Origin of the sequence: Brevibacterium sp. HMSC063G07, from assembly GCF_001810665.1 — a bacterium.
Lineage (GTDB): Bacteria > Actinomycetota > Actinomycetes > Actinomycetales > Brevibacteriaceae > Brevibacterium.
Genome location: NZ_KV802363.1, coordinates 376,042 through 394,244, shown reverse-complemented (window position 1 = coordinate 394,244; position 18,203 = coordinate 376,042). Strand labels below are relative to the sequence as shown.

At 62.2% G+C, this 18,203-nt stretch carries 17 protein-coding genes; 7 read left to right on the top strand and 10 right to left on the bottom strand.

From position 1 onward, the window contains the following. Positions 1 to 49 precede the first annotated feature (49 nt). Genes HMPREF2757_RS10290 through HMPREF2757_RS11525 form a run of 3 tightly spaced genes read right to left on the bottom strand, consistent with a single transcriptional unit; the run spans position 50 to position 2,236 of the window. On the bottom strand, positions 50 to 724 hold the full coding sequence (locus HMPREF2757_RS10290; RefSeq protein WP_070576289.1) for an anthranilate synthase component II: 675 nt from the start codon (positions 722 to 724) through the stop codon (positions 50 to 52). Positions 725 to 743: 19 nt separating this feature from the next. Next, a complete protein-coding gene (locus HMPREF2757_RS10285) occupies positions 744 to 953 on the bottom strand; it encodes a hypothetical protein (protein ID WP_070576286.1) in 210 nt (69 codons plus the stop codon). Between the two features lie 2 nt (positions 954 to 955). Beyond that, positions 956 to 2,236, bottom strand: coding sequence for a class E sortase (locus tag HMPREF2757_RS11525; RefSeq protein WP_083304245.1), 1,281 nt, complete (start codon positions 2,234 to 2,236; stop codon positions 956 to 958). 175 nt (positions 2,237 to 2,411) lie between these two features. On the opposite strand from HMPREF2757_RS11525, the gene HMPREF2757_RS11520 reads away from it, so the two are divergent. Continuing rightward, on the top strand, positions 2,412 to 2,969 hold the full coding sequence (locus HMPREF2757_RS11520) for a cell division protein CrgA (protein WP_256278314.1): 558 nt from the start codon (positions 2,412 to 2,414) through the stop codon (positions 2,967 to 2,969). Then, on the top strand, positions 2,960 to 3,652 hold the full coding sequence (locus HMPREF2757_RS10270; RefSeq protein WP_226829406.1) for a membrane protein YczE: 693 nt from the start codon (positions 2,960 to 2,962) through the stop codon (positions 3,650 to 3,652). Before HMPREF2757_RS11520 ends, HMPREF2757_RS10270 begins: the two co-directional genes overlap by 10 nt. Positions 3,653 to 3,924: 272 nt before the next feature. On the opposite strand, the gene HMPREF2757_RS10265 is transcribed toward HMPREF2757_RS10270, so the two are convergent. After that, entirely contained in the window at positions 3,925 to 4,722 is a 798-nt protein-coding gene (locus HMPREF2757_RS10265; protein WP_083318955.1) for a rhomboid family intramembrane serine protease, read from the bottom strand. Between the two features lie 294 nt (positions 4,723 to 5,016). After that, entirely contained in the window at positions 5,017 to 5,547 is a 531-nt protein-coding gene (locus HMPREF2757_RS10260) for a peptidylprolyl isomerase (protein WP_070576281.1), read from the bottom strand. 211 nt (positions 5,548 to 5,758) lie between these two features. Here HMPREF2757_RS10260 and HMPREF2757_RS10255 point away from each other — a divergent pair, with 211 nt between their 5' ends. Continuing rightward, positions 5,759 to 6,574: a hypothetical protein gene (locus tag HMPREF2757_RS10255; RefSeq protein WP_141750252.1), complete on the top strand. Its 816-nt coding sequence runs from the start codon at positions 5,759 to 5,761 to the stop codon at positions 6,572 to 6,574. A 732-nt stretch (positions 6,575 to 7,306) separates the two neighbouring features. Here the strand turns inward: HMPREF2757_RS10255 and HMPREF2757_RS10250 are convergent. The 3 genes from HMPREF2757_RS10250 to HMPREF2757_RS10240 form a co-directional block, all read right to left on the bottom strand. After that, positions 7,307 to 8,827: an amidase gene (locus HMPREF2757_RS10250; protein WP_070576273.1), complete on the bottom strand. Its 1,521-nt coding sequence runs from the start codon at positions 8,825 to 8,827 to the stop codon at positions 7,307 to 7,309. Between the two features lie 69 nt (positions 8,828 to 8,896). Continuing rightward, the gene (locus HMPREF2757_RS10245; protein WP_070576269.1) at positions 8,897 to 10,123 is read right to left on the bottom strand and encodes an MFS transporter; all 1,227 of its coding nucleotides are present in this window, start codon (positions 10,121 to 10,123) and stop codon (positions 8,897 to 8,899) included. 88 nt (positions 10,124 to 10,211) lie between these two features. Beyond that, a complete protein-coding gene (locus HMPREF2757_RS10240) occupies positions 10,212 to 11,957 on the bottom strand; it encodes a helix-turn-helix domain-containing protein (protein ID WP_070576266.1) in 1,746 nt (581 codons plus the stop codon). A gap of 175 nt (positions 11,958 to 12,132) precedes the next feature. Here HMPREF2757_RS10240 and HMPREF2757_RS10235 point away from each other — a divergent pair, with 175 nt between their 5' ends. Genes HMPREF2757_RS10235 through HMPREF2757_RS10225 form a run of 4 tightly spaced genes read left to right on the top strand, consistent with a single transcriptional unit; the run spans position 12,133 to position 15,872 of the window. Beyond that, positions 12,133 to 13,473: an aspartate aminotransferase family protein gene (locus tag HMPREF2757_RS10235; RefSeq protein WP_070576263.1), complete on the top strand. Its 1,341-nt coding sequence runs from the start codon at positions 12,133 to 12,135 to the stop codon at positions 13,471 to 13,473. Between the two features lie 8 nt (positions 13,474 to 13,481). Further along, positions 13,482 to 13,640, top strand: coding sequence for a hypothetical protein (locus HMPREF2757_RS11950; RefSeq protein WP_176745926.1), 159 nt, complete (start codon positions 13,482 to 13,484; stop codon positions 13,638 to 13,640). Beyond that, positions 13,637 to 15,301, top strand: coding sequence for a sodium/proline symporter (locus HMPREF2757_RS10230; RefSeq protein ID WP_070576260.1), 1,665 nt, complete (start codon positions 13,637 to 13,639; stop codon positions 15,299 to 15,301). Before HMPREF2757_RS11950 ends, HMPREF2757_RS10230 begins: the two co-directional genes overlap by 4 nt. Then, entirely contained in the window at positions 15,294 to 15,872 is a 579-nt protein-coding gene (locus tag HMPREF2757_RS10225) for a hypothetical protein (protein ID WP_070576258.1), read from the top strand. The genes HMPREF2757_RS10230 and HMPREF2757_RS10225 overlap by 8 nt, the downstream gene beginning before the upstream one ends. Before the next feature lie 78 nt (positions 15,873 to 15,950). Here HMPREF2757_RS10225 and HMPREF2757_RS10220 read toward each other — a convergent pair whose 3' ends face one another. Continuing rightward, positions 15,951 to 16,391, bottom strand: a complete 441-nt coding sequence (locus HMPREF2757_RS10220; protein ID WP_070576255.1) for a YtoQ family protein — start codon at positions 16,389 to 16,391, stop codon at positions 15,951 to 15,953. Positions 16,392 to 16,766: 375 nt separating this feature from the next. After that, a complete protein-coding gene (locus tag HMPREF2757_RS10215) occupies positions 16,767 to 18,143 on the bottom strand; it encodes an NAD-dependent succinate-semialdehyde dehydrogenase (protein WP_070576252.1) in 1,377 nt (458 codons plus the stop codon). Positions 18,144 to 18,203 lie beyond the last annotated feature (60 nt).

Genomic DNA, 18,203 nt, shown 5'->3' with positions numbered 1-18,203 from the left:
GAGCACACCCAGCCCCGGCCGCTTAGTCTTTCAGTGTCTTTCAGGGCATTCAGCCGTCCTGAGCGTTTAAGCTGCTCAACGCTGCGGCTGATGCGACGGGAGCGCGATCGTGGGCGGCAGCGATTGCCTCTCGCATTCCGCACGCCGCCAAAAAGTTCGCGACCATCGGGTAGCCGCTCTGTGTCAGAACGCTTTCGGGGTGGAACTGCACGCCGTGCAGCGGGGCCTTCCTGTGCCGGATGCCCATGATGATGCCGTCTTCTGTCTGCGCGGTGATCTCAAAAACATCCAGGGGCAGACTGTCGTCCACAATTGCCAGCGAATGATAGCGCGTGGCCGTCAGCGGTGACGGGCAGCCTGCAAAAACGGATTCGCCGCTGTGGACAACCTGCGAAGTTTTGCCGTGCATAAGCACCGGGGAGCGGTCGACCACTGCCCCGAACACCTCGCCCAGCACCTGGTGACCCAAGCACACCCCGAAGTACGGAAGCGAGTGCTCGGCGGCCCATCGTACGATGTCGGCGCTGATGCCGGCCTCCGCCGGAGCACCCGGTCCCGGTGAGACGAGAACGCCGTCGTACTGGGGCAGAAGTTCGTCCAGCTGTTCGGCGGAGACGTCGTCGTTGCGGATGACGTCAGTCTGCGCGCCCAGTTCCTGGACGTAGCTGACAAGCGTGTAGACGAAGGAATCGTAGTTGTCGATAACAAGGATGCGCGCTGTCACAGGTCAGCTCCCGGCGGGGTTATTGCACAGCCGCTGCGTCGGCAGCGGCCGTGGCGGTTACGTGGGCGGCTTGGCTTTCGATCGTGGCGTCGTTGAACGGCATGTAGGGCGCGATCACAGGGAAGACGTACTGCATGAGGACGAACACGACGACAGCGATCAACAGCAGGCTGAGGATGAATTTGATGAACCAGTTGCCCGGCAGCAGCCGCCAAATGAATTCGTACACGCTTACTGCCCTCCGGCCTTCCCATAGGCGGGCAGGTCGCTGAGCTCCTTGGGGACTTCGGAGCCGGCCGGAGCCCAGTCGGTGAGAGTTGCGTAGGCGATGTAGCGTTCGCGAGCCGAGAACATCGGATTGCACGCCGTGAGCGTCATAATCCTGTCTTTGCCTTTGTATTCAGGCGCTGCGGGAACCGGTGCCAGCACTTCCGTGGCGTCAGGCAGGGTGATGTCGTAGTTGCGGAAAGTGTAGGTGTACACGCCTTCCTTTGTCTGAATGTAGATCCTGTCGCCAGGCTGCATTTCGGCGATGAGGTTCAGCGGCTTTCCGTAGGTCACACGGTGGCCGGCCATAGCGAAGTTGCCCACTTCACCCGGGCGGGCGCTCGACGGGTAGTGCCCCATGCCCATGCGGTTGAGCACCGGTTCCAGCGACACTCCCTCCGCGATGGTCCGGTAGTAGTTGGGGCCGAACCGCGGGATGTACATGATGCCGAAGGCTTTGTTCTCGTCCGGAAGCGCGGCGGGAACAGGGGTGTCGGGGTCCTCGGGAAGCTTATCGAGCGGATTTTCGCGCCACTGTTCGCTGAGCGAATCAGCCAGGTGCTGGTTGTCCTTATTGGCTTCGATGTCGGTCCACCACAGCTGCCACACCACAAAGAGGATGAGGACCAGGCCCGCGGTGATGCACAGCTCGCCGAAACCGCGAATGGTTCCGCGGACGAAGCCGAGCGGTTCAGGCTCCGGCTTGCGCGGTTCGGGTTCCGGTTCGATATAGCCTGCCGGGGGGCTGTAGGCGGCCGGGGGACTGTAAGCGGCGGGCGCGGCATAGACAGCCGGAGGGGTGTGGCCAGCGGGAGCCGCGTGACCCGTTGGCGGGCTGTATGCGCCAGGTGCTGCGTAGCCACCCGGTGGACTGTAGCCGGTTGGCGGACTGTAGGCAGCCGGTGCCGCGTAGCCGGTGGGAGCGCTGTGGGACTGAGCGGGCGCGACATTGTGCTGCGGGCCGGTGCCGTGGCCGCGGCGCACATCACGTGCTGCCGGACGAATGAACGGCCGGTCACCCGATGCCTGCATGGGCGAGAAAGCAGGTCCGGAGCCCTGCAGCTTGTGATGCGGGCTGTGGGCCTGTTCAGCGGGTTCAGCGGGAGCCGAGGATCGGCGGTCCCCCTGGCGGGAGTCTTCGGGACGCACGGCGTAGGTTTCACCAGCCGATTCGGCCTGCCCTGCACGCCGGGCCTCAGCCTTCTCACGCGCGATGCGTTCTCGGCGCGTCAGTGGTTGATCCACGTGTGTCCTCTTCGCTTTCCAACAATCCCAGCGGGGCTTTCCGGTTGTGTCCACGAGCTATCATAATGGCTCGATCCGACGAGCCTGTGCTATGCGAGCCGAAAACGACTAACATACCCTGAGGAATTCCGATATGCCGTTGTTTGGCCTGTGCAAGGCCAACCGAAGGAGAACTGTGGCCCCGTCAAGCAAGCGCGAAGAAAACCTCAAGGCGACCTCATCCGAGGTTCCGGCCGAAACCGACACCGAAGAATCGGCAGGACTCGACGCGAGCAGCGCAGACGCAGAAGACAGCGCGAAGACCTCAGACGAGACCCCAGCCGCTGCCTCTGAAGCAGACGAAAGCGGCACCTCGGCAGACAAAAAGCCAGCTCAGAAGAAGACTGAGAAGAACGCGGGCGACAAGGGCAGTTCGGGCACTAAGCAGAAGAACCGAAACGCCAAGCCCGCCAAGAAGTCGAAGAACGCAGCGAAGTCGGGCAACCCGGCCAAGCGCGCATCGGCGCGCAAGCAGACCAAGTATCAATCCGGCAGTTCGGAAAGCAGCCTGCGCCCCAACCCCCGCTGGTTCCTGCCGACCATGCTCACCGTGATCATCGTGGGCATGCTGTGGCTGATCGTGTTCTACCTGTCCGGCGGCGCGCTGCCGGTCGAGGTGTGGGGCAACTGGAACCTGCTTGCCGGCTTCACCATCATGGTCGCCGGTTTGGCCATGTCCACCCGATGGCGCTGAGGCCCGGATCGGGTCGAGGCGGCTCCGGCCAGCAGGCCAGGGCCGCAGACTTTCGGGTTCTGGCCCAGGCGCCTCTCGGCTGGCGGCTGACGGCCCTGTTCGTGGGGCTTGCCTTCTACGGTCTGTCCTCTGGTCTCATGGTGATGTCCAACCTGGGGCCGGTGCCGTGGGATGTTCTGCACCAGGGCATTTCCCACCACGTGCCGCTGTCGATTGGGACGATCATCGTGATCATGTCGCTGATCGTTCTGCTGGCATGGATTCCGCTCAAACAGAAGCCCGGGCTGGGAACGATTGCCAACGCGGTGCTGATCGGCGTGTGGCTGGACTTATTCGTGTGGCTGATCGGCTATCCGGAACAGCTGTGGGTGCGGATTCTGTTCATGGTCTCCGGCATCGTCCTCAACGCGATCGCCACGGTTCTGTACATCATTCCGAACTTCGGCCCCGGCCCGCGCGACGGGCTCATGACCGGACTGACCCGTGTGACCGGCAAACCCGTGTGGATGGTGCGCTCGGTCATCGAAATAGCCGTTCTCGTAGCCGGAGTTCTGCTGGGCGGACTACTGTGGATCGGCACGTTCGCCTACGCGCTGCTCATCGGTCCGCTCACAAACTTCTTCCTGCGGGTAGCCCAGTCCATCTTCGGGCCGTCAGACCCATTGGTCAGCGACGAAACGTGAGGCGGTGGGTGCGGCCCGTCGGTGAGGCTGGCCCGGAGGTAGGTGCGGCCCGGCAGCGGTGCCTGTCCTGTCAGCGGAACCGGCCCGGCGCCTCGGCAGCCTTTGCCTACTCACCAGTTCTGCTGATTAGTCGGAAGATTGAGGCGAAATCGCGGTTTTTGCCTCAATCTTCCGACTAATCAGCAGAATTCACCTGGCGCAGCGGTGGGTTGGACCGGCTGAGCTCTCGCCCAGCCTGAATCCGCGGCAGCTAACGCCGCTAGCCCGCTGCCTCACACGACCGCGTAGGCGGCGACGAGCACAACCGTCGTCAGAACGGCCCCGGCCCAGAACACGCCCCGTGCTGAAGAGCTGCTTGCCGGAACAGCCGGTGTGGGCTCCACACCAATTCCGCCGCGCACATACCGTTTAGCGAGGATGCCTGCCCCTCGAGGCATAACGCGGGCCACGCCCAGGACAAATCCCACGGCCAAACCGCCGAGGTGAGCCTGCCAGGCGATGTTCGAATCGACCGTCACAAGCGCCATGTTGAGGCACAAGAACAGCACGATTCCCATGAGGTTCCGGTCCAGTCGGCTGGTGGGCGCAAGCAGGGTCCCCACCACTGCGAACACCGCTCCGGAGGCCCCAACGTAGGCGGAGCTGAATTCGGGGGTTCCCGGCGCAGCCAGCACAAGCGTGAGCACCGATCCGCCGAACGCCCCGATCACATATGTGACCAGCATGAACACGTGCCCCATGGACCGTTCGACAAAAGAGCCGAAGAAGAACAGCCCCAGCATGTTGAACAGCACGTGGCTGGGATTGGGCTGCGCGTGGACGAGCGCCGCAGTCAGAGCCCGCCACGGTTCCTCATGCGCAAGCATCGGGGCGAAGGCAAAACGACTCTGAAGTTGAAGCGGTGGAAAGAACTGCAGCAAAAAGAAGAAGAACGTGATGGCGATGATCGTCCACGTCACATAGGGCCGTGTGAGCACGACTGCCGGGCCTCGCTGCACCGGTCGCCCAGCGGGCACGCCTCCCGGGTCAGGTTCTTCCGAAAAGGGGGTCGCACCTGCTGAATCGCTCATGCACACGAGGATAGCCGAGCAGCTCTGGCGGCCTGACCAGCCTTCAAACGCCGAGGCGCCGCCCGGCTTGCTCAACACCGGCACCCGTGGGGGAGCTCGAGGAACCGGGGCGGCGCCTCGGGAGCTTGGGCTCTGTGCCAGATCAGCACCCGGGCGGTTTGGGGCTGGGTTCTGGACCGCAGCCTCGGGAGTTTGGCACTGAGAAAGCGACAGCGCCGCAGCAGAAGCTGCGGCGCTGTGTCTCGAGGCCCGGCAGCAACCGGGCCGCGCGTCAGTCGGAAGGGTCAGAGCAGATCAGAGAATTTCGACCGATTCGATGACGACGTCTTCAATTGGGCGATCCATGGCGCCGGTAGGCGAGGCTTCGATCGCTTCGACAACCGCGAGGGATTCAGCGTCGGCAACTTCCCCGAAGATGGTGTGCTTGCCGTTGAGCCACGGAGTTTCGGCGGTGGTGATGAAGAACTGCGAGCCGTTGGTGCCGCGGCCGCCGCGGGTGCCTGCGTTGGCCATGGCCAGCAGGCCTTTCTTGGTGAACTGGAGTTCGGGGTGGATTTCGTCGTTGAACGTGTAGCCGGGGCCGCCGGTGCCGGTGCCGACGGGGCAGCCGCCCTGGATCATGAAATTCGAGATGATGCGGTGGAAGCCCAGACCGTCGTAGTAGGGGGTGGGGTTGGAACGGCCGGCGTCGTCCTTGTATTCGCGTTCGCCCTTGGCCAGTTCGACGAAGTTGGCGACCGTCTTCGGAGCGTGATTGCCGAAGAGGTCAAGCTTGATGTCGCCCTTGTTGGTGTGCAGGATGGCCTGCTGTGTAACAATACTCATGCTTTCAGTCTGTCATGAAGGTCTGACACGACGCTGATTTGGCCCTGATGTTCCCCTTGGAACTTCCGCTGTCAGTGGAAATACCCTCACAATCTGGCCATTCACGTCGATGGGGTCTCTCTGCGTCAGTGCCGACCAGTACGATGGAGAAGACGAATGGCGCACACACATTCCCTGCACTGAGCAGGGTCGAACATCCCAGGAGGGTGAAATGTTCAAGAAGAAGTCCGCACCGAAGTCGTTTCTCGAAAACGTCGACAACGCCGTACACAACCTGAGCGAAAAGGCCGGTCAGCTTCTCCAGGAAGGCACGGAGGCCGCACGCCCCGCCATTAAGGAAGCCGGCGACCGCCTGCAGAAGACTGCCGACAACGTTCGCCCGCAGCTCGAAGACTGGGCTGAGCAGGGCCTCGGCAAGATCGAAGACGGGCTTGAGTACGGTCGCGCCAAAGCTGCCGAAGCCCAGGGGCTCCTGGTTGCACGCGGCGGTGAACGCGCCTCCGACCACGCCAAGACGATTGCCGCTGGTTCGAAGGACGCCGCCAAGGCCATTCGCAACGCTGAAACTCCCAAGGCTCTTGACGAACTGATCGAGCGCGTCACGGGCAAGAAGGGCCAGGTCAAGAAGTTCAAGAAGCTCGCCGCTAAGCGTGCCGACGAACTCGCCAAAGCTTCACGCAAGGCCTCGAAGCAGGCTGCAAAGGAAGCCCGCAAGGCTCAGGGCAAGCGCGGCATGTGGATTGTGTGGCTGCTGGCTCTGACCGGTGTCGGCCTGATCGGCTACTACGTCTGGACGAAGGTCAAGCCGGTTGAAGACCCGTGGTCGGAACCGCTGCCGGGCAACCGCCCCGCTGATGCTCGTCCGGTCGGTTCGCACCGTACGACCACCGTTGTCGAAGACGTTCCCGCACCGCTGAACGAAGACGGCGAAGTCATTGTCGAACAGGACGGCCTCAACGTTGCCGAAGGCGACGCCGCCGTTGTCAGCGACCTGCTCGACGAAGACGAAGAAGACAAGAAGGCCTGATCACGGTCTGACGGTGCACTGCGCCCCGTTTGGGACGCTTAGCCCGATAGGCAGATGGCCCGGTTGGGGCCGCGCAGCTGAAAGGCTCGCTGCCTGACTGAATTCCCGAGGCGGAACTCACTTTTGTGAGTTCCGCCTCGTTCGTTTTTGGGGTGGGCAAGTTGTAGGGGTGCGGCCTGTGCTGGCGAGCGTGGTGCGCCATAGCTGCGCCACACCCGTTAGAGGGAATCTGCGCCTTAAGCGCACAAAAACTCCCTTTAGCCACAGATCCACGCCTTAGCCGCCACTGCTAACGGGAGTTTTTGTTGCTAACCGGTGTGCGGGTGTGAGGCTCTGCGGGCCCACCGAGGCGGGTTCAGAGTTTTGTGGGCAACGCAGTGGCCGGGTTCCACATGGAACCCGGCCACAGCACACACAGAAAGGAGATATCACCGGGACTTCGAAAGTACGCCGGATGCATTGGATCCGACTCAGAACACTGCCTATCGTCCTCGATACGCAACATCCGGAGTTTTTTCCGTTGCCTAAACCACATTAGCTGGGAATTGCAGGAACACAAGGCTTTTGCCCGACCTTTCGAACGATATGTCGGACACCTGGCGCCTCAACCGGCTCACTCTGCTGAATAGGCGACAAAACGAGGTAAAAACTGCCGGATCGCCTCAATCTTCCGCCTATTCAGCAGAACTGACGAGTAACCGCCGAAGCCAGAAACCCCGCCCGCGCAGCCCCTCACCCCACCGTGGGCCGGGGGAACGGCATGAGCGCTTCGACAGCGGCGGCGACTTGCAGCACAGTTGCTTCGCGGTAGGGCATGCCGACAATCTGCACGCCCGTGGGCACTCCCGCCGAGCCGATGCCGCTGGGCACTGACATAGCCGGCATCCTGTTTGCGATGTTGAACGGCACCACCTGGTGAGCCTCCCAGTAGAAGCTGTGCTCACCGTCGGGCCGGTCGATGCCGGTGGTGAAGTCTTCTCCGGCGTCGAGGTCTTCCACGGCAGAGGTCGCGGTGATGAGCACGTCAACGTCGTCCAGTGCCTTAAGCAGCTTCTGCTGGATGTCTGATTCGACGATGGCGGCTTCAAGAAGCGACGTTTCTTCGGCAAATCGCGTGGTCCGGCGGACGAACTCCTGCGTGTAGGGCTCAAGAACCGTAATGTCTCCCCCGGCCTGCCGCATAACGTTGCGAGCCAAAAGCCCGCCGTAGTGAGCCATCGAGGCGCGCGTGACATCGTCAAGTTTCAGCCCAACTTCGACGGGCACAATGCGCGCTCCCGCAGCCTCCAGTGCTTCGGCAATGCGCTCAACGCCGAGTCGCGTGGACTCATCGAGTTCATAACAGCCAAGGTCGGCGCTGACTCCGATCTTCCATCCGCTCAGGTCGACTTCATGCTTACCTGCTTCAGGCGAAACTTCCGACCCTGAGGTGAAGTCGTGCCGCCCGAAGCCATATTCGACGGGGAACGTTCCGCTGACGGGAAGCGTCGCCATGTCGAACCTGGACGGTCCCATGATCTGGTTGAAGACAAGTGCGGTGTCAGACACGGTACGCGCCAGAATGTGGTCACCGCGGTACCAGTCGATGTTGGTGGGAACTGCCCCGGGTGTGCGCCCGTAGGAGGTCTTCAGCCCCGGCAGGCCGCAGAAGGCAGCGGGAATGCGAGTGGACCCGCCGATGTCGCTCGCAGTGGCAAAAGGTGCGAAGCCTGCGGCAACCGCAGCACCGGAACCGCCCGATGAGCCACCCGGGGTCTTGTTCAGGTTGTAGGGGTTACGGGTGACTCCCCATTCGCGAGTGTGGGTGAATGTTGCGCACGACATTTCCGGCGTGGTGGTCCGCCCAAACGGAATTGCGCCGGCCTGTTTGAGCCGCTCCACAATTTCAGCGTCTTTTTCCGCGATTCGCCCCTGTAGGGCTTGGGATCCGCGTGTTGCTGACAGGCCTGCAACATCGTGCTGTTCTTTGATGAGGAACGGCACACCCAGAAGTGGGGGTTCGGCATCGCGGTGGGAAGAATCCACACTGCTGCTGGCCCCCGCGCCTTCCTGGTAGCGCCGTGTGGCTGCCAACGCGAGTTCCCTGGCTGAATCGATCTGAAGATCGACAATCGCGTTGATTCCAGTGGCTTTGTCGAGTTCTTCAATTCGCTCAACCAGATGGTCAAGCACTTCCAGCGGGGTGAACGTACCTGCGCGGAAACCGCACAGAAGTTCGCGGACTGACAGCCAGTGCAGCTGATCGGTAGGCATTGCACTCCTTTGTGATGGCCTGTGTCGGTGGGGTGACAAGCCGTATGGCTCTGCCCCACTTTAAAGCCCCTACACGGATTTCCCTAAGCCGTTTACGCCTCTCAGCTGCCGCACAACAATGGCCAAAAGGACCAAGGCGCCGCCGGCTACCGCTGCGAACATGACTGCCGCTGCGATCGGCACTGCGGCGCCACCCGCACCTGCGGCGAAGCCGAAAGCCAGTGGTACGGCCAGTCCGGCCAGCCGTTGGGACATGCCCATGGCTCCGAAGTGTGCCCACGGGCGGAAGGACCCGATGGCGGAGCGGTTGACGTTGAGGACTGTGACAACGACTGTGCTTGCCACCACGGGCCCGCCCAGTGCGATGCCGACGGCCACCAGCCAGGGCTGACTGCTGAGAGCGGCCGTGACTCCGCCGATGCCTGCGATGACGCTTGTGATGATGAATTCGACATTGGCTCGCACAAAGCTGCCGCGGGCTATGAACGCCACAGAAAGAACTGACAGCAGCTCGCGCAGAATCAGGCCTACGCCGATTGCAGCCCCGACCGTGCTTCCGGCGCCTGCTTTTTCTACGGGAAGAACAGAGCCGTGCAGCAGGAACATAAGTGGTGTTATGCATGAGACCACGAGCCCCAGCATGAGCGTCGGCGAATGCAGAGTCGCCGAAACTGATGCCGCCATGGCGGCCAGTGGGTTCAGCGATGCGCCCTCTGCCGTGCGCACGGGTCTGGGGAATCGGTAGCTGAGCGCCCCGAACGTCAGCCCCAGCCCCACTAGGAACCACCACATGATCCACGCGAGGTCCTGAGTCAAGACCGCGGAGATGATGAGAGCCGACCCTAAAGCTCCGCCTCGTTGGAGGATGACCGAGATCCGCTGACCGTCGGCCTGCCGCGACCCCAGGAGGTTCGAAAAGTAGGCGATTCCGGGAATGTAGAGCAGGCTCGAGCACACTGAGAACAGGACCGCCAGCACCAGCCATGCCCAGTCTTGGACACCGCCCAGGGCGGCCAAAAACGCCATAGCGGTGAGCAGGCCGCCGGCGATTCGGGCTACCCGCCGGTTGCCGATCCGGGTGGAAAGCGCCGTGGCAAATGAGTCAAACGCGATTCCCGCGCCCATGTAGAGGGCGAGCGCAATTGGCCTGATCACGGGGTCGGAGATGGACAGCGGGATGGCGGTCATGAGCAGCGTGTGCACGCCGAAGTACAGGGAAATCTGCGTGGAGATCGCCCAGTAGCGGCGGCCGCGCCTGCGCAGCTTCGCCCAGTCGATTCTGTGCTGCTTGTCCACGCTGTCCCTTTCTGCTCGCTGTTGCGGGTTCACGCTGCGGCTGACCCGGCATGGCTGTGGGCTGTTCCGTCGGCCGCACCTGCCTCTGTCACGTGCTGCGGCTTCGCTGCCACAGCAGTGCGGTCAGGAGTGAGGCTGCTGATTCTGGGTCGTCGAGTGACACTCCCAAGGTCGATGCTATGCGCCGGGCTTTTGCGTAGACAGCCGGCCTGCTGATTCCCAGGTGCCGCGCCACGGCGGCTTTCTGTCCGCGGCACAGCAGGTAGACCCACAGGAATTCGAGATCTTCTGACGAGGCGCCGCCGGCCTCCCGCCGTTTGTTTCCGCGGGTTTCGGTGTCGGCTGGGGTGGTTGGTTCGAGCAGCGGTCCGAGTTCGGCGTGGGCGAATGCGCTTATCCGCGGGTCGTCGTGGAGGCTGGCAATGAGGCCGTTGAGCCGCAGGTCGGAGAACCTGTAGAAGGGCTGACGGCGGATGGACATGCCCGCTGCGACGTGGGCGGCTTCGACCGCGGTGGGGATGTCATCGGCAACGGCCACGAGTGCTTCGCTGAGCGGGCCTGCGCCGACTGTGATGGTTTCGAGGATTGCCTCGGTGAGTTCGCGGCACATTTCGGCGGTGAGTTCGTCAGGTGTCGAGGCGGAGGCGGGTTTTGAGGCACGGCTCGGGCTGGGTGCAGACGCACGGTTGGTGCCGCCGGCGCCCGCACACTCGGAGAAACCGAGGATCGCGACGACGGTTCCGCTGCGCCAAGCGGATGTCACGGCGGTCAGCCCTAAGCGTTCGGCGGTTGCCACGATCTCCATGCGCAGGCCTCGTTCGCGCAGCTGGTATTCAGCGCGGTCGTCCTTGCTGACATATTCGCTTGCGCCCGCAGGTTTGTCCCCGCTGACGACGTCATCGCACATTTTCACGGCGATCGCCATGTATCCGCCAGGACCATCGAGCTCTGCTGTGCGGGCGCGTTTGCGGGCGTGTTCTTCGCTCATGTGCGAAAGTTCTGACACGAAGTGGTCGCTGGCTCGCATCCGCAGATCGTGTGTGGTCTGGGAGTGGGCACGCACCAGGGTGATGGCTTGGCCTGCTCGCTCAAGGACCTCGGCCGCATAGGGGTCGTCTTCATGTGCCGAAGGAGCAACCACCCTCCCCCACCTGCGGCCTTTGACGCCCACGGGAACCGCAGTGCCCGCGTTCGGCGGCCAATTTTCTACTGCAGCGAGGCCATCGGCCGGTGCGTGGGCGAGAATCCGGTGAGCGGCGTCTTCCAGCACCACCGGGGTCCCTAAGCGCTCGGCCGCTTCGTGCACGATTCTGCTTTCACCAGCTCCGCTGAGGCTCAGCTCGGTGAAGACCTCGTGGAGTTCGCGCGTGCGTTCGACAATGCTGAGCTGCTGACCGATGAGCATCCGGTGGGCTTCCTGCGTGATCCGCACAAAACGGATGCGGGATCGAAACGCTATGACGGGCATCCCCGCTGCCCTGCCTGCCGCTGTGAGCACCTCGAGGGCCCGAGGGTTGGCAAGCCCCGCCTCGTCAATTGCCTCAACTGCGAACCCCACGGCTCCGGCCCTGCATGCCTTGGTGAGAAAAGCGCGGGTGCGCTGTACGGAATGCTGGAAAGCGGGCGATGATGAGAGCAGCAGTTCGCCTCCCTCCAGGAGATCGGTGACTTCTTCGGTTTCGGCAATGTGGACCCAGCGAATCGGGGTGTCGAGGTGTTCTTCACCGGCAAGCACGACCGGACTGCCGAGCTCCACCTGGGGCAGCTGCAGGAATTTCCTGACGGTGATGTCGCCCAGCGCGTCGGCTTCCTGCCCAGAACCGATGTCCTGCACCGCTTCGCCTTTCAATGTGTAAACAATGTTCAGCCCAGACTTTACAGAATGACTCTTGGCGTGGCCTGGCGCGTAAGACATACTTGCCCGCAGACAACGAACCGCCGCCCCTGTTTGACTGTTCCGCATTGCCGCTGAACAGCCGAGCAGGGGCACTGTGAGCAAAGGGGCTCTTATGAACATCGACCTCGATGACGCTGCGCAGATATACGAACTCGATCGCGCGCACGTTTTTCATTCGTGGTCTGCCCAGGCGCAGATCAATCCCATGACCGTCACGCGCGCCGAAGGTTCGCACGTGTGGGACGGCGAGGGCCGAAAGTTTCTGGACTTTTCGTCCCAGCTGGTCAACACGAACATCGGCCACCAGCACCCCAAGGTCATTCAGGCCATCAAAGACCAGGCTGATTCGATTGCCACGATTGCCCCGGCCCACGCGGTCAAGCCGCGCTCTGAGGCTGCCGCACTCATCACCGGCCTGGCGCCAGACGACATGGACTATGTGTTCTTCACCAACGGCGGGGCGGATGCGAACGAAAACGCCGTTCGCTTGGCGCGCCTGCACACTGGACGCCAAAAGGTGCTGTCGGCCTACCGCAGTTTCCACGGGGCCACGAGCCTGGCGGTGAACCTCACCGGCGACCCACGCCGCATTCCCAATGACACCCCGGGTGAGGGCGTTGTCCACTTCTTCCCGCCGCACACCTACCGTTCGCATTTCGGCACGGACAATGAACACGATGAAACCGAACGCGCTCTGCGCCACCTGGAAGACGTCATTGTGCTCGAAGGTGCGCAGAACATCGCAGCGCTCATCCTGGAGACGATTCCCGGCACCGCAGGCATCTACGCTCCCCCGCCGGGCTACCTGGAGGGCGTGCGAGAGCTGACCCGCAAGTACGGGATCATGTACATTGCCGACGAGGTGATGGCCGGCTTCGGTCGTTCCGGTTCGTGGTTCGCTTTTGAGCAGTTCAATGTCGTACCGGACCTCATCACCTTCGCCAAGGGTGTGAACTCCGGCTATGTGCCACTCGGCGGGGTCATCATGTCCAATGAGATCAAGCAGACCTTTGACGACCGCGTTTTCCCCGGAGGTCTCACGTATTCCGGTCACCCTCTGGCGACCGCGGCCGCGGCTGCGACAATCAAAACCATGCGGGAAGAGGAAATGGTCGAAAACGCCGCCCGGCTGGGAGAAGAAGTCATCCGGCCTGCGCTGGAGAAGATGCATGCCAACCACCCGTCGGTGGGTGATGTGCGCGGACGCGGCTGCTTCTGGGCCATTGAACTGGTCAAGAACAAGGAAACCCGCGAACCGCTGGCACCCTACGGGACGACGAGCGAAGCGATGAACGCCACGATCGCCAAAATCAAGGAGTACGGTGTTCTGCCTTTTGCCAACTTCAACCGCATTCACGTGGTGCCGCCGCTGAACACACCAGACGACGACGTTGTGGCAGGCCTGGACGCCATTGACCGCGCACTCGACGTGGCCGACTCATTCACGGAGTAAGGGGCACGATGTTCGGACTTCCTGTAACAACACTGCTCATCATCGTGGGCATCCCCCTGGGTTGGATTGCCTACACGCTCATCTTCTTCTTTTCATCATCACACTGGGGTGCCGAAGATGCGGAAGAAAGCGCACTCGGGACGCCTGAAGAAGGAGGTGCGCTGTGAGCATCGAACTGACATTCCTGCTGATCTACTTTGCCGCGATGATTGCGATCGGCGTGTGGACCATGCGGCGCAGCTCGACTGGCGAAGAGGGCTACCTCCTGGGTGGGCGCAGCCTGGGTCCGGCGGTGACGGCGCTTAGGCTGCAGTCGTCGTCGATGTCCGGCTACATGTTCCTCGGTGCGGGGTCACTCGGCTACACGCAGGGCTACTTCGGCATGTGGTACGCCATGGGCGACATCGGCGGTGGTGTGCTCAACCTGTCGATTCTGGGCAGGCGCATGCGGAAACTGTCGCAGATGCTCGGATCGCTGACTTCGATTGAGTATTTGGAGCACCGTTACCCGTCGGCGTGGACGCGGGCGGTGGCCGCACCGATCGCGCTGGCGTGCATGTTCCTGTACGTGCTGACACAGTTCATTGCCGGTGGGCGAGGGCTGGAAATGGTCACCGGAATTGACTTCAAGTGGTCGCTGCTCATTGCGATCGGCGTGATTGTTCTCTACACGTTCCTGGGCGGATACCTGGCTGTTGCGTATTCGGACTTCGCGCAGGCGATCATCATGCTGATCGGCATGCTGTGGATTCTCATTGCCACGCTCATGGCTGTCGGCGGTCTGACCGCGGGCAACGAGGCGGTCGGCGAGATCAACCCGAACCTGCTCACCATGTGGGGACCCGACGGCTTTGAGTCCGTCGAATGGGGTGTGATCATCGGTGCGCTGCTGATCTTTTCGATCGGCTACATGGGCTACCCGCACGTGAACGTCAGCCACATGGCCATGAAGAAGCCCTCGGTTGCGCGCACTGCGGCGCTGTACTCGACGGGCTTCAACCTGCTGTTCGTGCCGGCCCCGTACCTGGTTGGCGTTATGGCGCTGGTGCTGCTTCCGAACCTGTCGGATCCTGAACTGGCCGTGTTCGGAATTGCCGAGGCGGTGCTGCCGAACTTCGCTGTCGGCATCGTCATGGCTGCCATCATGGCAGCGATTATGTCGACAGCGGATGCGCTTCTTCTGCAGAGCGGCACGATTGCCTCGCACGATATTTTTGAGCGCTTCATCAGCCGCAGCGGTTCGCAGCGCCAGGCAGTGTGGGTTTCGCGCATCACGGTGCTGGTGCTTGCTGTGATCGGTTTCGCTGTTGCTTTGACGGGAGCGCCCGGTGTGGCTGACCTGGTCATCTTCGCCACCACGATTCTCGGCACGTCGTTTGTTCCGGCGTATGTTGCCGCCGTGTGGTGGAAGAAAGCGAACACTGCCGGAGCTATTTCGTCGATGATCGTCGGTGCTGTGGTTCCGGTTGTGTGGCAGCTGGGCGGTCTGACGGAGAAGACGTCAATCGACCCGATGGCAACGGTTGTTATCTCCGCGCTGACGCTTGTTGTGGTGTCACTTGCCACGCAGAAGGCCAACCCCGTGCCTGAGCACATTGTCGACGCTCTGAACGAAACTGCGAAGGTTGGGCCGATTCCGGCTCGCCTGGCCATGGGGCAGAACCCCGGTCTCGCCGCGCAGGTCCCGGTTGAGGATGAAGCTGGTGCTGGCGACGATGGTGCTGGCTCAACTGCCGCGGGCAGCGCCGGTCAGGTGACGGACGCTGACGGCTCCGATGGCGGTCAGGTGAGGAAGGCTGGCGAGGTGGAAGGCACCTCGCGTGACTGACCCGAACCTGGTGACGGGGTCAGCTGGGCTGCGTGCAGTCCGGCTGACCCCGTCGGTTTCGGCCGCTGAGGCCGAGGAGGTTGTTCGCCGCAGATTGGGCGGCGGGCAGGCTTCCGCGCGGCTGGTTCACCACCCGTTTTGGCATGTGCGGTTGTTGGTTCAGCGAGAGCGCGGGCGGTCGTTGGCGCGGCTGTTCGGGCGGGGTGACACTGGTGGTTTCGGCGCTGGTGGCGCGGCGAGTTCAGCGGCAGTCGACGTGCTTGTCGATGCCAGGGGCGGCACCTCGTTCATTGCGCACTTCCCGGTGGAGGGAACAGCGGTTGAGGCCAGCGGCGCTTTGGCAGAGGCTCCGTCTGAAGCGGTTGCGCGGCAGGCGCGCGACCTCGCTGCCGCAGCCCTGCGGAAGCGCTACCGGCTGGGCATGGTGTTCGACCTGGAGCCGGAAGAACCCCGCGGCGTGCTCAAACCCAATTGGGTGGTTGAGGCCCGCGGGCGCGGGATGAGCGCGCGGATGCTGGTCGACGGTTTCGATGGTTCCCATTGGGTCATCGAGGCGAAGAAGACCAACTGATCGTATTTACACGCAGTCGTTTTCACAGAGCCGTATTCACGCACAGTCGGGCACGGGGAATGTTGGAGTCTTGCGAGCTCAGGCTTTGAGTACGTAGCGGAGAGTTTCGACTACCTGTTCGGTGGTTTCACACCACGCCTGCGCGTCGGCGTCGACTTCTTTGAGCGGGTGGATGATGTCAGCATCGTGCAGTGTGATGTACGGCTTGCCCAGCCCTGCGGCGTAGCCCGCATCGAATGCGGCGTTCCACTGCTTGTATTTATCCCCAAAGCGCACAACAACTATGTCCGCTTTTTCAATGAGCGTGCGAGTGCGGATGGCGTTGACCTTGGCGGACTGGTTGTCACGCCAGAACTGGGAGTGGGTTTCAGCCAGGTGGTCACCAGCGGCGTCACTTGCCGGATGGTCGGTCACGGGTGCAGTGAACGTGATGTCGAGGCCTGCGCCTTTTGCGCCGCGTTCGATTTCTTCACGCCAGTCAGTGTGGATTTCACCGGACAGGTACACGTTGAACGTCATGGGGACTCCTTTGTCGAATGTGAGCTGGATTCGTCTGAACAGTCTGCCTGGACGGCTTGTCCATTAACTGTCTCACATTGCGCAACACGGCACGCCAACAGTCCAAAACCGGGCCAGCCCGACCCGGCGCTTCGGCACTCCACACCCGGCCCTCCACCTCGTCGGCCTTCGGCACTCAGCCCGGCGGCCCGACCCGGCGGCCTCCGGCACCTGGCCCGGCGGCCCAGCCCCACCTCGTCGGCCTCCAGCCAACCCAGACTCACGCGCTAATGCAGGTTTGCGCGGTAATGCGCTGCATTAAAGCGTGACTCTGCATTACCGCGTGCGCAAGGGCAGGTAAGGGGACGAGGTGGAGGTCGGCTGGGCAGGGCCTGGTTACTTCGCTACGAAGTACATCCGCTTATTGACGAACTCATCCATGCCAAGCGGTCCGAGCTCACGGCCAAAGCCTGAGCGCTTGACACCGCCAAATGGGAACTCCGCGCCCTCACCGGCGAAGGTGTTCACGTTCGACATGCCGACGTCAAGCTGCTGAGCTATCTTCTGTGCTCTGTCTTCATCACGTGAGAACACAGCCCCGCCGAGCCCGAACTCGGTGTCGTTTGCCAGCGCAAGGGCTTCTTCATCCGACGACACCCGATAGACGACAGCCACGGGGCCGAACAGCTCTTCCCTGTACGCAGCCATGTCCGATGTGACGTCGGTGATGACTGCCGGCGAAAAGTAAGCGGCCTCACCTCGCTCACCGCCCGCGTGCAGAGTTGCACCGTCTTTCACCGCCTGCTTGACCTGCTTGTCCAAGCGCTCCGCGGCAGCCAATGACGACAACGGGGTGTAGCTGTTCTCGTTTTCGTCTGCGGGCCCGCCCGGATACATATTCTCAGCGAGCGCTTTGAGCTCTTCAACGAACTCGTCGTAGATGTCATCCATAACGATCATTCGCTTGTTTGCGTTGCACACCTGGCCGGTGTTGATCAGCCGGGTTTCCCACGCTTCCTTGGCTGCGGCTTTGACATCGGCCGTATCGAGAATGACGTAGGGGTCTGAACCGCCCAATTCGAGTACAGCTTTCTTCAGGTGCTGGCCCGCTAAGGCTGCAACCGCTGCGCCTGCACGCTCGGAGCCCGTCAGGGAAACTCCTTGAACCCGTGGATCGGCAATGATGTCTGCCACTTGGTCGTGACTTGCAAAGACGTTGTTATATACGCCCCCGGGGACACCTGCATCGTGCATGATCTTTTGGATTGCCAGGGCAGACCGGGGGCAGATCTCTGCGTGTTTGAGGATGATCGTGTTGCCGAGCATGAAGTTCGGGGCGGCGAATCGTGCCACCTGATAGTAGGGGAAGTTCCACGGCATAATGCCCAGAAGCGCTCCGATTGGCCTGCGTTCGATGAAGGCTCGGCCGGACGCATTGGTCGGAATCTCCTGGTCAGCAGACAGTTCTTCAGCATTGTCTGCAAAGTACTGGAAGATCTCTGCACTGAATTCGGCTTCTTCGATGCCCTCAGACACGGGCTTGCCCATCTCTTCGGAGATGATTTCTGCCAGTTCCTGCTTGCGCTCGGCGAACAGCGCTGCAACTCGGTACACGATTTCTCCGCGCTCGGCCGTAGACATCTTGCGCCACGACTGGTACGCGTTATGTGCCTTGTCAAGCGCTGACTCGACCTCTGCACTCGACGCGCTGGTGAACTCTTCTACAACTTCTCCAGTTGCTGGATTCTGCACTCGGTAAGACGGTGAGCTCATAACGTTTCCTTTCTCGACGGCGTGCTTCGCTGCACGCAGCTTTGAGCTGTGGTTTCGACT

Bases quoted from the DNA above. Each gene is read 5' to 3' on its own strand.
- HMPREF2757_RS10255 (WP_141750252.1), top strand. From the start codon at position 5,759: ATGTTCAAGAAGAAGTCCGCACCGAAGTCGTTTCTCGAAAACGTCGAC.
- HMPREF2757_RS10220 (WP_070576255.1), bottom strand. From the start codon at position 16,391: ATGACGTTCAACGTGTACCTGTCCGGTGAAATCCACACTGACTGGCGT.
- HMPREF2757_RS10235 (WP_070576263.1), top strand. From the start codon at position 12,133: ATGAACATCGACCTCGATGACGCTGCGCAGATATACGAACTCGATCGC.
- HMPREF2757_RS10270 (WP_226829406.1), top strand. From the start codon at position 2,960: ATGGCGCTGAGGCCCGGATCGGGTCGAGGCGGCTCCGGCCAGCAGGCC.
- HMPREF2757_RS10260 (WP_070576281.1), bottom strand. From the start codon at position 5,547: ATGAGTATTGTTACACAGCAGGCCATCCTGCACACCAACAAGGGCGAC.
- HMPREF2757_RS11950 (WP_176745926.1), top strand. From the start codon at position 13,482: ATGTTCGGACTTCCTGTAACAACACTGCTCATCATCGTGGGCATCCCC.
- HMPREF2757_RS10215 (WP_070576252.1), bottom strand. From the start codon at position 18,143: ATGAGCTCACCGTCTTACCGAGTGCAGAATCCAGCAACTGGAGAAGTT.
- HMPREF2757_RS10265 (WP_083318955.1), bottom strand. From the start codon at position 4,722: ATGAGCGATTCAGCAGGTGCGACCCCCTTTTCGGAAGAACCTGACCCG.
- HMPREF2757_RS10250 (WP_070576273.1), bottom strand. From the start codon at position 8,827: ATGCCTACCGATCAGCTGCACTGGCTGTCAGTCCGCGAACTTCTGTGC.